Annotated in this window: 11 protein-coding genes; 10 read left to right on the top strand and 1 reads right to left on the bottom strand. The window is 56.8% G+C overall.

The annotated features are described in order from the left end of the window. Positions 1-83 precede the first annotated feature (83 nt). On the top strand, positions 84-2,225 hold the full coding sequence (locus tag V3C20_RS02370; protein ID WP_067573851.1) for a polyribonucleotide nucleotidyltransferase: 2,142 nt from the start codon (positions 84-86) through the stop codon (positions 2,223-2,225). A gap of 117 nt (positions 2,226-2,342) precedes the next feature. Here the strand turns inward: V3C20_RS02370 and V3C20_RS02365 are convergent, their stop codons facing one another. Then, positions 2,343-3,206 (bottom strand): AraC family transcriptional regulator, encoded by an 864-nt coding sequence (locus V3C20_RS02365; RefSeq protein WP_204795034.1) that lies wholly within the window; start codon positions 3,204-3,206, stop codon positions 2,343-2,345. 454 nt (positions 3,207-3,660) lie between these two features. Between V3C20_RS02365 and V3C20_RS02360 the strand changes: the two genes are divergently transcribed. From V3C20_RS02360 to V3C20_RS02320, 9 genes are all read left to right on the top strand, one after another. After that, complete coding sequence (locus V3C20_RS02360; RefSeq protein WP_342778992.1) at positions 3,661-4,656, top strand: alpha/beta hydrolase; 996 nt, start codon at positions 3,661-3,663, stop codon at positions 4,654-4,656. A 150-nt stretch (positions 4,657-4,806) separates the two neighbouring features. After that, positions 4,807-5,763, top strand: coding sequence for an EamA family transporter (locus V3C20_RS02355; protein ID WP_202975657.1), 957 nt, complete (start codon positions 4,807-4,809; stop codon positions 5,761-5,763). Positions 5,764-6,048: 285 nt separating this feature from the next. Continuing rightward, positions 6,049-6,927, top strand: coding sequence for a DUF3737 family protein (locus V3C20_RS02350; RefSeq protein ID WP_130083902.1), 879 nt, complete (start codon positions 6,049-6,051; stop codon positions 6,925-6,927). 83 nt (positions 6,928-7,010) lie between these two features. Next, positions 7,011-8,195 carry an MFS transporter gene (locus V3C20_RS02345; protein ID WP_130083901.1) on the top strand — a complete coding sequence of 395 codons (1,185 nt, stop codon included), beginning with the start codon at positions 7,011-7,013 and terminating at the stop codon, positions 8,193-8,195. A 9-nt stretch (positions 8,196-8,204) separates the two neighbouring features. Beyond that, a complete protein-coding gene (locus tag V3C20_RS02340) occupies positions 8,205-9,437 on the top strand; it encodes a DUF418 domain-containing protein (RefSeq protein WP_130083900.1) in 1,233 nt (410 codons plus the stop codon). 186 nt (positions 9,438-9,623) lie between these two features. Next, positions 9,624-9,983: a cyclophilin-like fold protein gene (locus V3C20_RS02335; protein WP_202975656.1), complete on the top strand. Its 360-nt coding sequence runs from the start codon at positions 9,624-9,626 to the stop codon at positions 9,981-9,983. A gap of 188 nt (positions 9,984-10,171) precedes the next feature. Continuing rightward, a complete protein-coding gene (locus V3C20_RS02330; RefSeq protein WP_130083898.1) occupies positions 10,172-11,509 on the top strand; it encodes a hemolysin family protein in 1,338 nt (445 codons plus the stop codon). Further along, entirely contained in the window at positions 11,506-12,831 is a 1,326-nt protein-coding gene (locus V3C20_RS02325) for a hemolysin family protein (RefSeq protein WP_130083897.1), read from the top strand. Before V3C20_RS02330 ends, V3C20_RS02325 begins: the two co-directional genes overlap by 4 nt. Before the next feature lie 91 nt (positions 12,832-12,922). Then, positions 12,923-15,202 (top strand): tetratricopeptide repeat protein, encoded by a 2,280-nt coding sequence (locus V3C20_RS02320; protein ID WP_130083896.1) that lies wholly within the window; start codon positions 12,923-12,925, stop codon positions 15,200-15,202. The last annotated feature ends 14 nt before the right edge of the window (positions 15,203-15,216 follow it).

The following is a 15,216-nucleotide window of genomic DNA, read 5'->3' as shown; positions in this document are numbered from 1 at the left end:
TACCTAACGTCATTCAGGTTTTCCGCCCGGAGCCGGCCTGGATGAGCAGATGAGGCTGCGGGTGATTGAAAGACAATAATATAATGAGCATACATTCAGTTGAATGCAACGTTGGTACAAATCCCGTTACGATTGAAACCGGTAAAATGGCACGTCTTGCGGACGGCGCCGTGACAGTGCGTTGCGGAGACACCGTGGTTCTGGTCACGGCTGTCAGCGCCACCAAGGTGAAGGAAGGCCAGACCTTCTTCCCCCTGTCCGTGGAATACAAGGAAAAAGCCGCTGCGGCGGGCATGTTCCCCGGCGGCTACTTCAAGCGCGAAGGCCGTCCCACGGAAAAGGAAATCCTGACCTGCCGCATGACGGACCGTCCGCTGCGCCCCCTTTTCCCCAAAGGCTATCTTTACGATACCCAGGTGATCGCCATCCTGCTCTCCGCGGACGGTGAAAACGATTCCGACATTCTCAGCATCAACGGCGCTTCCGCCGCCCTCTGCGTGTCCGACATTCCTTTCCAGGGCCCCGTGGGCGCCGTGCGCGTCGGTAAAATCGATGGCCAGTTCGTCATCAACCCCACCAATACCCAGCGCAAGGAAAGCACCCTGGACTTGGTGTACGTGGGCAACAAGAAAGACGTGATCATGATTGAAGGCTCCGCGAATGAGCTGCCGGAAGAAGAATTCGTGCAGGCTCTCCGCTTTGCCCAGGAAAACGTTACCAAGCTTTGCGAAGCGCAGGAAGAACTGGCCCGCGTGGCCGGCAAGCCCAAGCGCTCCTATGAACTGATTGTCGCCAAGCCGGAACTTCTGGAAATCGGCTATGAAATCGCCGGAGACCGCATTGAAGACGCCATTTACGCCGACAGCAAGGTTGAACGCCAGAAAAAGGTGGGCGCCCTGCGCGACGAAGTGGAAGCCGCCATCAAGGAACGCCATCCGGAAGCCACGGACTTTGACGTGGAGCAGGTATTTGAATACATCCAGAAAAAGGCCTTCCGCATTTCCATCATGGAAAAGAACAAGCGTGCCGACGGCCGCGAACTCAAGCAACTCCGTCCCCTGACGGCGGAAATCAACTGCCTGCCTTCCGTCGTTCACGGTTCCGCCCTCTTCGCCCGCGGCGAAACCATGGCCATGGCCCTTGCCACGCTGGCTCCGCTGGAAGAAAGACAGTACTTTGACTCCTACACCGGCGGTGAAGACACCAAGCGCTTCATTCTGCACTACAACTTCCCGCCCTTCTCCGTGGGCGATACGGGCCGTTTCGGCGGCCAGAACCGCCGTGAAATTGGCCATGGCGCCCTTGCGGAACGTTCCATCGCTCCCGTCATTCCGGCGGATGCGGACTTCCCCTATGCCATCCGCGTTTCCTCGGAAGTCATGGAATCCAACGGCTCCACCTCCATGGCCACCGTCTGCGCGGGCACCATGTCCCTGCTGGCCGCCGGGGTTCCGCTGATCCGTCCGGTAGCCGGCATCTCCGTAGGCCTGGTGACCGAATTCAACGGCGACCAGATGGAACGCTACGTGACCCTTCTGGATATCATCGGTTCCGAAGACTTCTACGGCGACATGGACTTCAAGCTTTGCGGCACGGATGCGGGCGTCACCGGCTACCAGCTGGACCTCAAGCTCCCCGGCATCCCGCTGGACATTTTGGAAGAAGCCATCTATGTGGCCAAGAAGGGCCGTTCCGACGTACTGAACGTGATGCATGAAGCCATTGCCGCCCCGGCGGAAATGAGCCCGAACGCTCCCCGCATTGAATCCACCAAGATTCCCGCCGACCGCATTGGCGAACTGATTGGCCCCGGCGGCAAGAACATCAAGGCCATCCAGGCGGAATCCGGTGCTGACATCAACATTGAGGAAGACGGCACCGTGCACATCTACGCCTCCAAGCAGGAAGGCCTGGACCGCGCCATGGAACTGGTCACCCGCATGTTCAAGACCATTGAAATCGGTGAGCTGTACACCGGCAAGATCGTTTCCACGACCACCTTTGGGGCGTTCATGGAAGTGCTGCCCGGCAAGGATGGCCTCATTCACATCTCCGAACTGGCCGAAGGCCGCACGGTGAAGACGGAAGACGTCGTCAGCGTGGGAGACGTGGTGACTGCCAAGTGCATCGGTATCGACGACAAGGGCCGCGTGAAAATGTCCATCCGTGCCGCTCTGCGCGACGCCAAGGCTGCCGAAGCCGAAGCCGCCGGCATCACGGAATAACGGTTCTCCGTTGAGCCTGTAATCATAGGGGCCGCCTCTCCCGGGTAATTCAACCGGGGAAGGGCGGCCTCTTTTTTGTCTGGGGGCTGCCGTTGGGCAGGCCTTCCTTGATTCCCGTCAGACTTGCGCGGATTGCAGCATTTTAATATCCGTGCGGGGCGGATTTCCGAACATGCGCTTGTACTCCCGGTTGAACTGGGTGGGGCTTTCATAGCCCACCCGGAAGGCGGCATTCCCCGCGTCCATGTTTTCCAGAAGCATGAGGCGCCTGGCCTCATTCAGGCGGATTCTCTTTTGAAACTGGAGCGGACTGATGGCCGTCAGGGCGCGGAAATGCTGATGAAAGCCGGAAGGGCTCATTCCTGCGTGTTTCGCCAGTTCGCTGATATGCAGGGGCTGGTCGAAATGCCGTTTCATCCAGTCAATGGCCCGTGCGATCTGGTTGCTGCGGCTCTCCGCCATGATGATCTGCCTCAACCGGGTTCCCTGGCCTTCGTCCATCAGCAGGCGGTAGTAAATTTCCTGTTCCACCAGGCGCTGGAAAACGGGAATTTCCTCCGGAGTATCCAGCAATGCCAGCAGGCGTTCCACGGCGTTGAGCAGAGGCGGCGTCAGCTTGCTGACGCCTATTCCCCGGTCCGTCGGGCTGGAACTGGCCGGGGGGAGGCTGCCGTGGAGCATGAGCCGGGATATCTCTTTCAAATCAAGTTCCAGCGTCAACCCCAGGTAGGGCTTTTCCGGAGTGGCTTCCAGGACGTGGGAAACGATCGGGAGCTCCACGGAAGAAACCACGAACGTTTGCGCGTCATAGACATAGGCCTCATCCCCCAGCAGGATGCGCTTGACCCCTTGTGCAATCAGGCAAAGATGGGGAGCGAACATATAGCTGCTCGGCTCCGTGGGGGACGACCAGCGGTGAAGCACCAGTCCGGGAATAGCCGTCTCTGTCCGGTGCTTCCCTTCCGTCCATTTGGCAATCATACCGGCAAGCCGTAACGGTTCATGTGCGGCAGGAAAGGAAGGAACTTCGGGAAACCCCTTCTTCATTTCATTCGTCCATTTCATGATGTCCCCATTGTATTCAAGGAATGGCCGGGAGCAATCCCATTCATCTCCATTTTGCAGGATTGGGCAATAATGCAAAAGTATCGGGCTAACTGATTTCCGGATATTCTGTTATATTGCCATTATTCGGTTGGAAGACCGGACAGGACCGTAAAGGGGAAAGGTGGGAGAGGTGAAGCACATCCCGTTTCCCGCCACCCCCCCCGGCGGCCTGGGGCAAGGAAGCTGCGCTGAAACATGCCGGAAACCCTCCCTCCGCCCCATGAAAAACATCAATCAAGCAAACAGAAAGAAACAGGCAATGAACTCGAAATCCATCATCAACCGCAAGGTAAAAAACCTCACGGCAACGGCCCTGGGCGCGCTCGTCATGTCCGGTGGCATTGCCTGCGCGGCGGACAAGCCCGCGGACGCGGACAACTTCTACAAGAGCGGCAAGGTCGCCTCTCAGAAAGTTGAATTCAACAACCAGTATAAAATGAAGGTGGCGGGAAACCTGTTCCTGCCCGGAGATATGGACAAGGATGCGAAATACCCCGCCATCGTCGTGGGGCATCCCATGGGCGCCGTCAAGGAACAGAGTGCGAACCTGTACGCCGCGAAAATGGCTGAACGGGGATTCGTGACGCTGGCCATTGATCTCCCCTTCTGGGGTGAAAGTGCGGGAGAACCCCGCAACGCCGTCTCTCCGGACATGTATGCCGAAGCTTTCAGCGCGGCCGTGGACTTTTTGGGCACGCGCCCGTTTGTCGACCGCGGCCGCATCGGGGCCATCGGGATTTGCGGCAGCGGAAGCTTTGCCGTTAGCGCCGCCAAAATCGACCCGCGGCTGAAAGCCGTCGCCACCGTTAGCATGTATGACATGGGTGCGGCCAACCGCAATGGGCTCTGGAAATCGCAGACTCTTGAACAAAGGAAGAAGATTCTCGCGGAAGCGGCGAAACAGCGTTATGTGGAATTCACCGGCGGGGCAGCCAAATACACCAGCGGAACAGTGCATGAACTCAACGAAAATTCCCACCCCATTGAAAGGGAATTCTATGAATTCTACCGTACTCCGAGAGGCGAATTCACCCCCAGCGGCCAGTCGCCGGAACTGACCACGCATCCCACACTGACCAGCAACGTAAAATTCATGAACTTCCATCCGTTTGTGGACATTGAAACCATCTCCCCCCGCGCCCTGTTGTTCATCACGGGCGAGGAGGCACATTCACGGGAATTCAGCGAAGACGCGTACCGGAGGGCTGCCGAACCCAAGGAACTGTACTGGGTGCCCAAGGCTGGACATGTGGACCTCTATGACCGGGTAAACCTGATTCCGTTCGACAAGCTGACGGACTTCTTCACTAAAAACCTGAAATAATCCTCCCGCGTTAAAAGAACGGGCCGGGAGCATTGGTCACGGACCTTCCCGCGGCGATGCTCCCGGCGGTTCACGAATAAAACAGGGACAAACAGGAAAACCTGCATGGCTTTCTCCTGATAAGTCCTCCGCAGAAATCGACACCGGAACATGACGACAATGACGGAAAGCACGACAAAAAAAGAACCGGGATACCTGGCCGTTATCCTTGCGTATTTTCTGATCTACGTCGTTTGGGGGTCCACTTACTATTTCATTGGCGTGGCCCTCAGGGGATTTCCACCCTTCCTGTTGGGAGGCCTGCGTTTCAGTGCGGCGGGAATACTGCTGCTGACCTTTAGCCGCATCCGGGGGGAGGGCATCTTCCGGGGCGGCCTGATCCGGAAATCCGCCGTCAGTGGAATTATCCTGCTTTTCATTGACATGGCGGTCATCATGCTCGCCCAGCAATACTTGAGCAGCAGCCTGGTGGCCATCCTTGCATCGTCAACCGTCATCTGGATCATGGCTCTGGACATCCCCATGTGGAAAACAAATTTCAGGCTTCCTGCCGTTTCCATAGGCATTGTCACGGGATTCCTGGGGGTGGGGCTTCTGTTCCTGGAACAGCTCTTCCACGGCGGGAAAAACGTCCATCACGAATATGGCGTGGTTCTCCTGGTCGTAGGCTGCATCTCCTGGGCTCTCGGAACACTGTATGCAAAATACAAATCGTCTTCCGAAGAGGAAGTGAACGATTTTGCCGGTGCGGCGTGGCAAATGCTTTTTGCCGGCGGCATGTTCTGGGTCTGTTCGTTCCTGGGCCGTGAAACGGATGCCGTCAGTTGGGAAGCGATTCCGTCCGCCGCATGGCTTTCCCTGGTCTATTTGATCCTGTTCGGTTCCATCCTTGCTTACACCAGCTACATCTGGCTCCTCAAGGTGCGCCCGGCAACGGAAGTAGGCACCCATGCCTACGCAAACCCGCTTGTGGCGGTGGTTCTGGGTACGATGCTAGGTGGGGAGGAGATAAGCTGGATTCAAATAATGGGTCTCTGCATCATCCTTTTCAGCATCTCCCTGATCAGAAAACCTTCCGGCAGCCACATCCGGAAAGGAATTCCATGACTACCCTTTCTCCTAATCTTTTCCTACCTTATTGTATTAACAACGTTTAATAGATGTTTTCTGTCGGAGCTTCCTTGAGCCAACACCAATCAGCCTGCCGCCGGAAACAATCCTTCATACCGCTGCGGAAAAACGATCCGTTCTTATTACAGTTATTCTAACTTTAACCCTGAATACAAACAGCAAAAATTACAAACCCTGAAGAACAGGCGCATCACAAGCGTCCTTTCAAAAAATCTCCTGCCCCGGCAGACATTAACGATACTTTCAACAACACACATCATCATGAAAAAAGAATACATCAGCAACGCATCGTACGGAGGCGAACGCCCCCTCTTTGCCACCCGCAACCTGAGACTCCGCAATGTGACGATCCTCCCCGGAGAATCGGCCTTGAAGGAATGCTTCGGAATTGAAGCCGTTCAATGTGAATTCACGGGGAAATACCCCTTCTGGCACAATGAAGACCTTCTCGTCAGGAACTGCATCTTCCGGGAAGGGGCCCGGGCCGCCATCTGGTATTGCAGGAATTTGCACATGGTGGACACCCTTGTTGAAGCCCCGAAAATGTTCCGCGACATGGACGGGCTGAAGCTGGAGCGCGTCCGGCTGCCCAATGCCCAGGAAACCCTCTGGCATTGCCGCCATGTGGAACTGGACCAAGTGGCGGCGGGCAAGGGCGACTACATATTCATGCACGGTTCCGATATACGGATCAATCAATTCCGGCTTCAGGGGAACTATTCCTTCCAGTACTGTAAAAACGTGGAAATACGCAATGCGGAAATCCATTCCAAGGATGCCTTCTGGAACACGGAAAACGTAACGGTATATGATTCCGTGCTGGACGGCGAATATCTGGGCTGGCACTCGAAGAACCTGCGCCTGGTCAATTGCCGGATTTCAGGGACCCAGCCCTTGTGCTACGCCACGGATCTGGTCATGGAAAACTGTTCCATGACGGAGGATGCCGATCTGGCCTTTGAGTACGCCAGCGTGCAGGCGGAAATCAGCGGAACGGTCCGTAGCGTCAAAAATCCGCGCAGCGGCCGCATTGTGGCGAACGGGTACGGGGAAATCATTCTGGACAGCCACTGCAAGGCGCCGGGCTGCTGTTCCGTGGAAACCCGTGGAGCGTGGAGCGGTCCCGGGCAGGTTGCGTGACGCCCGGCTTCCTCCGGCAAGATAACCTCTGAAATGGAGTACACGGAATGAACAGGGAAAAAGGGACCGGACACGATTAAACGATGAAACGGGAAAATAACCAGCATGCGGGGAATGCAGGAGGTCTGCTTGTCTTTATTCTCACCGCAGGCGTATTCGGCATCATCAATACGGAAATGGGAGTCGTAGGGATTCTTCCCCAGATAGCGCAGAGGTTTCAGATAAGCGTGCCGGATGCCGGCTGGACGGTCGGCCTGTTTGCGCTGATTGTGGCTTTGTCCGCTCCCGTCATGCCGGTGCTGTTTTCCAGGGTCAACCGCAGGACAGTCATGCTGCTGGCCCTGGGAACCTTTACGCTGAGCAATCTCGTTTCAGCATTTACCGACAGTTTTACAGTCATGTTGATAGTCCGGGCCATTCCCGCCTTTCTTCACCCGGTTTACATTTCCATGGCCTTCACGGTGGCTGCGGCGTCGGCAGGAAAGGCGAAGGCTCCGAAGGCGGTTGCCAGAGTGTTCATCGGTGTATCGGCTGGAATGGTTCTGGGCGTTCCGGTCACCAGCTTCATTGCAAGTATGGCATCATTCTCCATGGCCATGCTGTTCTTTGCCGCCGTGAATGCCCTGGTGCTTGTGGCTACGCTACTCTTTGTTCCCTCTCTGCCCGTCCGGAAGCGGCTTTCCTATGGAGCGCAGCTCGGCGTACTGAAAAAGGCAGTCACCTGGCAGGCCATTCTGGCCGTTACAATGATCAACGCGGCCATGTTCGGCTTTTTCAGCTACCTGTCGGACTATCTGAAAACGGTAACGGAAATATCCTACACGCTCATTGGCACGGTATTGCTGGTGTACGGACTGGCCAATATCGTCGGCAACGTCCTGGCGGGTCGGCTGCTTTCCATGAATGCCGCGCGGTGTGTAACCCTTATCCCGTTTGTCCTCGTTGCGGTTTACGCGTCCTTGTTCCTGCTGGGGGGCTGGCTTATCCCGGTAGTAGCCATCATCTTTGTTCTGGGAATTCTGGCGGGCATTGCCAGCAACAACATGCAATACATCATCACGGATGCCGCGCCGGAAGCTCCCGACTTTGCCAATGGCCTGTTTCTGGCGTCCGCCAACCTTGGAACGACGGTGGGGACGGCCGTTTGCGGATTGTTCATCACCTTCTTGAACACGCGCTATTCCGTATTGGGGGCGCTGTTGTTTCTTATGGCGGGCATCGTCTTCATCTTCCTCAGGAACCGTTCCTCAAATCCTATAACATCTTGAAAAACAACCATGAACAACCATCCTTCAGAACACATTGACCCGGTCCGTTCGAAAGAACGCCATATCATCCTTGATGCTTTAAGGGGACTGGCGCTCTTCGGGATATGCCTGGCCAACTTCCCGGAATTCTCCCTCTATACCTTTCTGAAAAGCGACGCCGTGTCGGCAATGCCCACAGCTGGAATCGACAGGATCATCAAATACATCCAGTACATCCTGATAGACGGAAAATTCTACACCATGTTTTCACTCCTCTTCGGGATAGGATTTTCAATCATCATCTCCAACGCCATGCGGAGGCATGCGGACGGGCTCCGCATCTTCTATCGGAGGATGGGAATCCTGCTGGTCATCGGCTTCCTGCACCTGATGTTCCTTTGGAGCGGTGACATCCTGATGCTTTATGCCCTGCTGGGCCTGCTTCTGCCTCTCTTCCGGAATGTCTCCAACAAGGGGCTGCTCCTTGCTTCCGCGTTCCTGCTGCTGGTCCCCATAGCGGCGGATGCCGCGAGAGCCGTCTTCGGCATGGACCCATCCGCCCTGGCCGTCCGCATGCAGCAGTATTTCTGTGCAAAATATGGCATTACGGAAGACAACTTCGCCTTCTGGCTGAGGGATGCCGCAAGCTACACGGACGTTTTCAAATTCCTGGTGCAGGGGGCCTTCGTCAGAATGCAGGAATTCATTGACGGCAACCGTTTCTTTAAGGTGATGGGATTGTTCCTGCTGGGATTCTACGTTGGCAGAAACCGCCTGTATGCCAAGCTGGAAGGCAACAAAAAGCTCTTGAAAAAAGTATCCATGTACGGCTTTGCGATCGGACTTCCCGTCTCTGTATTCTATGCGTGGAGCTCTTTGAACGGCCACCCGTGGGGCATGACGGCCCATTCGGCCTTGTACACGTTTGGGGTTTTCCCTGTGGGGCTGGCATATATGGCGTCCGTCAGCCTGTGGTACCTCCATCACAGGGAATGCCGGATATTCAAAATGCTGGCGGCTCCGGGGCAAATGGCTCTGACCAATTACATCGGACAGTCCGTGCTGGGGATGATTATTTTTTATGGCATCGGCTTTGGCTTTGGTGCGGATACCGGGCTTTCTGCCGTCATGCTGGTGGCGGCCGGCGTCTATCTCTGTGAGACGGTATTCAGCCGCATCTGGCTGCATTATTGTCTGTTCGGTCCTCTGGAATGGATATGGCGGATGCTGACTTACGGAAAATGGCTCCCGCTCCTTAAATAAACCATGACGAATATGAAAAAAATACACTTCTCCCGGAGAACGGCGGGAATAAGAAACTCTTTTTCCGTTTTGGCGCTTCTGTTCTGCATGGCATCCTGTGATGTGGAAGGAACCGCCGGACATTCCGGGGCCGATGCTCCCCACAGTGATATGGCTGCCGGCCCTCACCCGCAAAACAACAAACCCATGAACAACGTGATCAAAATAACCGTTGGCTCCTCAACATTTACGGCCACCCTTTCAGATAACGCTGCCGCTGCCGCATTCCAGGCGCTGCTGCCTTTGACGCTCAAGATGGAGGACGTCAACGGAAACGAAAAATTTTACCGCCTGTCACGGCCCCTGCCCGTTGCCGCGGCCAATCCGGGAATCGTGCATGAGGGGGATTTGATGTTGTGGGGTGCCGGGGGACTGGTTCTCTTCTACAAGACTTTTTCCACATCCTACAACTATACGCGGCTGGGACGCATCGATAATGCCGCCGGGCTTGCCGGGGCTCTTGGTTCCGGGGACGTGGAAGTCACTTTTGAACTGAAACAGAATTAACGGAATACCGCGGAAAACGGGAAGCATTGCAGTGGGGTGGGCCATCCGTGGCAGATGGAAGAACCTTGAATGGGCACGGCGGAAAAGGCTTTTTCATGGCGTAAATTTATGCAGGGAAATCTTGACAGGCCTTTTGCGGTTTCTATGATGCGGATGCCCGTTGCGTTTTACGGACACCCCAGGAATTCATGATTCTTTTCATCATTTTTGTTATTCTCCTTTTGATTCTGGTCAACGCCTTTTACGTTGCCGCAGAGTTCGCCGCCGTGAGCGTGCGCCGCAACATGATCCGGGAAATGGCGGAGGGCGGCAGCAAGGTGGCCGCGCATTTGCTGAAAATCCTGGAGAATACCCGCGAGCTTGACCGCTACATTGCGGCCTGCCAGTTCGGCATTACCATTTCCAGTCTGATTCTTGGTGCGTACGGGCAGGTACAATTGTCTTCCTACCTGCTTCCGTTATTTGAGCGGTTTGGCGGAATGGACTCCGTGATGGCCGCCTCCGTTTCCGCCTTGGTCGTTCTGGTGGGATTGACGGTGTTTCAGGTGATTCTGGGAGAATTGATGCCCAAGTCGCTGGCTCTCCAGTTTCCGCGGCAGGCGGCCCTGTACACGTATTACCCCATGCGCTGGACGCTCACTTTCTGCGCGTGGTTCATTGATTTTCTGAACGGGAGCGGCCTGCTGCTGCTCAAGCTTTTCAAATTGCCGCCGGGCGGGCACCAGCACGTCCACTCCCAGCAGGAGATCAACATGTTGCTGGATGAAAGTCATGAGGGAGGCATGCTGGAGGAGGACGAGCACGAACGGCTGCACAGTGCGCTCTCCCTGGCGGAACGCACCGTGGAACAGATCATGATTCCACGTTTCCAGTTGGTCTGCCTGGATGTAGACGCTACGCAGGAGGATATCCTGGACATGATTTCCGGCAGGCCCCACACCCATATCCCTGTGTATGAGGGTAACCGCGAATCCGTGATCGGCATGCTGCACATCAAGGACATGGTGGCCGCTTACACGGAAAAAGGCGTTCTTCCCCCCTTGCGCTCCATGCTGCGCCAGGTTCCGTGCGTGATGGAAATGCAGACAGTGGAAATGCTTATGTCTCAGTTGCGCGAGGAAAAGGCCAAGGAAGCCTTCGTACTGAATGAATACGGAAAATTCGTAGGACTGGTGACTCTGGAGCGCCTGCTGGGTGAAATGGTGGGCGACATCGACGATGAATTTATCCGCTCCGGTGAAAAAGTGGAATACCTGCCTGACGGCTCCGTCAGAATTCCCGGCATGATGCGCGCCCACAAAGCGGAATGCCTGGTTCCCTTCCTGATGAACGGAGCCACGACGGTGGGCGGCTGTGTGATCAAGCACATGTCCTGCATCCCTAAGGAAGGAGACCGCCTGATTATTGCCGGACGCGTGCTGGTGGTGGAGAAAATGGACCACAACCGCGTATCTTCCGTCCTGTTGCTTCCTCCTGAAAAAAAGGAGGATGATAAACCTGCCATGGAAAGTGGGGTGAGCATATGATGACGATTCTCATCATTTTGCTGCTGATTATCCTTAACGGCCTGTTCGTGGCCGCGGAATTCGCCCTGCTCGGCGCGCCCCGTGCGTCCCTGGAGCAGATGGCGGCCTCCGGCAACATGGTGGCGCGCCACATCACCCAGGTGCTGAAAACACCCAGGCTCCAGGACCGTTACATTGCCACGGCCCAGCTCGGCATTACGTTCGCCAGCCTGGGGCTGGGCATGTACGGGGAGCACACCATGGCCGTATGGATTCAGGAATGGCTGGCCCAGTACGGTTGGGCCTCCTGGCTGGTGGCGCACGGCGCGGCCAGTGTCCTGTCCGTGGGAATGCTGACGTATCTGCACATTGTTCTGGGGGAAATGGTGCCCAAGGCCCTGGCTCTTCAATACGCCACGAAGCTTTGCCTCATCATCACCATGCCCATGTATGTCATTCAGCTCTGCCTGTATCCCCTTGTGGTGGGCATGAACATGCTGGGCAATTTCTTCCTGGGTCTTCTGGGAGTGGACAGGAATGAATCCAAATCACACTACCATTCCGCGGAGGAACTCCAGTACATCATTGAGGAAAGCCATGAAAACGGCGCCCTGCCGGAAGAATCCGGACGTATCATGGACTGCCTGTTTGACCTGGATGATTTATACGTGCACCAGGTGATGACGCCGCGCGTCCGGATTGACGCCATTCCGGAAGGAGCGGACCATGAGCAGATCCGGGAAATCGTGCGCCGCACGCGCCGCACGCGCTACCCCGTTTACCGCGGAGACCTGGACCATGTGGTCGGGATGGTTCATGCCCGCGACCTGTTCCGGATCATGCTCCGTGGAGAATCTTTGGGTGCCGCATACATTCATTCCATTCCGAAGGTTCCCAAGACCGTCAAATTTGACAATGTAGTGGAAATCATGCGGGGGGATAACGTGCGGCTGGCCATTATTCTGGACGAGCACGGCGGCACCTCTGGCCTGCTCACCCTGACGGATGTATTTTCCGAGGTAATGGGCTGGGACCGCGGCCGCATTCGCGTGTTGACGGATCTGCCGCCGGATGCCGTGGGATTTTCCTGCGACGTGTCCGGGCTGGCCCGCATCGGCGAACTGGGCGAGGCCCTGGACATGGACTTGCAGAATGAGGAAATAGACACCGTGGGCGGTCTGGTCCTCAACCTGCTCCAGGCTCCGGCGCGGGAAGGCGATATTGTCGGTTACCTCGGTTTGGAATTCAAGGTGACCCGGACGGACAACGGTGGGGTGGAGAGGTGCATCGTCACCCGGATTACCCCGTTGATGCGGGAAGAGGCGCTGGAAGACGAGGAATAGCCGTTCTCCGTCACTTTCTCAGGGTTTCCGGGGGACTTTGCGTAAAAGTTCCTTGGAGGGGGGCCTATAATGTGGCAAGATATTCCCCGCCATGTCCGAACCTGAACCTTCCCGTGTTTCCAGCAGAAAACCGTCCGTGAAAAAATGGGTGGTTCTTATTGTCGTGTTGGGAGCGCTCGTGGGGCTGGGGACCATGATGAAGGCATGGATGGAAAGGCGGGCGGCTGCCGACGCCCAGCCGGCCGTATTTGCGGGCGGCAGCGAGCACTGGGACCAGAATGAAGTTCCCGTTTCCATGCAGTGCGGCGCTTGCCATGAAAAGGAATTCAGGCAGTGGGCCGGTTCCGACCATGCCTGGGCGTTCCGCAAGCTGGGTGACCAGTGGGAATCCGAGGCTTTCCACAACATGAAGCTGAGCGCCCATGGCAGCGTTCTCCAATTTTCCACGGACGGGCAGGGACGTACGGTTCACGACGAGCAGGCCAACACCTCCTGGCGGGCGGAATGGGCCACGGGCCGCATCCCGCTGGTGCAGTACTTGGTCCCCGCCAAGGACGGCGGCTACCATACCCTCAGTGCTGCATGGGACGTGAACCGCAAGGAATGGTTCGATATTTTCGGCAAGGAAGTCCGCCAGCCTGGCGACTGGGGCCACTGGACGGGCCGTGGCATGAACTGGAACACCCAGTGCGCCTGGTGCCACATGTCCCTGTTTCATAAAAATTATGATCCCGTCAAGGACCGCTACGCCTCCACTTGGAAGGAACCCGGGGTTACCTGCATCCAGTGCCACGGCCCCCTGCTGGATAAGCCGGAGGCGGGAACGGGCTGCATGATCTCCACGAAGAACAAGCTGACTCCTCAGCAGATTCACGACAACTGCGCTTCCTGCCATGCCCGGCGTGACGAATTCGATCATGATTTTGCCGTGGGCGACCGTTTTGACGACCACTTTCAACTGGTGCTCCCCGTCCAGCCCGGCGTGTTCTGGCCCAACGGCATGCAGAGGGACGAGGACTATTGTGAAACGGGGCTGCGCCTGAGCCGCATGGGCAAGGCGGGCGTCACCTGTCTGGACTGCCATGACCCGCATACCGGTACGCTCAAGCTTCCCCAGGAGGACAATACGCTCTGCATGAGGTGCCACGGTACGGGAGAGGCTGTTAACGGAGTAAAGGCCCCCATCATTGATATCTCCAAACATACCCCCTGCCCGCAGTCCAGCATGGGCGCGCGGTGCGTGGAATGCCACATGCCGGAAAGCCTGTACATGGCGCGCGACCCGCGCCGCGACCATTCGTTCAATTCTCCGGACCCGCTGCTGAGTGTAGAACTGGGCATCCCGAATGCCTGTACCATGTGCCACCGGGACAAGAGCAATGAATGGGCTGCTGAAGCAGTGAAAAAATATTACGGGCCAGACCCCAAAATGGGAAAATACAGGGACCGCACCAGGGCCGTGCAGCATGCCTATGAAGGCAAAGAGGATGTTCTTCCCCTGTTGATGGAATGTTTCAGGAAGGAGGAAGTGGGGGCATGGCGCGCCACGCTGCTGGACCTGATGGACTCCTGGGCTCATGAACCCGCCGTGCAGGAACTGGCTGCCGGAGCGGTGAACGATCCGGATGCCCTGACCCGTGCCGCCGCCGCCAAGGTAATGGGCCGCGCCAACAACCCCTCTGCCGGAAAACTTCTCAATGACCCGCTCAAAGTTGTGCGCCTGCAGGCAGAATGGGCCCTCCGGGATTCCCTGCCGTCAGGCAGCCCCGGTATGAAGGAACTGACGGCCGCCGCACTGCACCAGGCGGACCAGCCCTCCGGGGCCATGAAGCTGGCGCAGATCGCCATCAGCCGGAAAGACGCCAAGGCGGCGGAGCAGTGGTTTGCCAAGGCGTTGAAATGGGATGCCACCTCCTCCGTCGTGCACCGGGACTACGCCGTATTCCTGGCATCCCAGGGCCGCAGCCGGGAAGCCGAGGAACAGATGAGGGAGGCAGTGCGGCTGGCCCCCCGGGACGCCAACCTGTGGTACCTGCTGGGCCTGGGCCAGATTGAGAACAATGATGAGCCGGGAGCTCTCCAATCCTTTGACGAGGCGCTGAAAATAGAGCCTGCCTTCATCCGCGCCCTGTTCAACCGGGCTCTGCTTAATGAAAAGGTAGGGCATTTGGAACAGGCGATTCAGGATCTGGAAAACTGTTCGTCTCTGGACAAGGAAAATCCGGATATTCCTTTCACCCTGGCGGTCATGCTGTACCGCAACGGCCGTTACCGGGATGCCGCCGCCGCCGCCGCAGAAACCCTGCGCCGCGAGCCGAGGCACGCCCAGGCCAGGCAAATTCTGGAATCAGCTTCTCGACACGGAAAATAAGATGTAGTATATCA

The organism is Akkermansia sp. RCC_12PD (assembly GCF_036417355.1).
Taxonomy (GTDB): domain Bacteria; phylum Verrucomicrobiota; class Verrucomicrobiia; order Verrucomicrobiales; family Akkermansiaceae; genus Akkermansia.
Note: the sequence above shows the minus strand (reverse complement) of the source record. Positions and strands in the feature narration are given on the sequence as shown.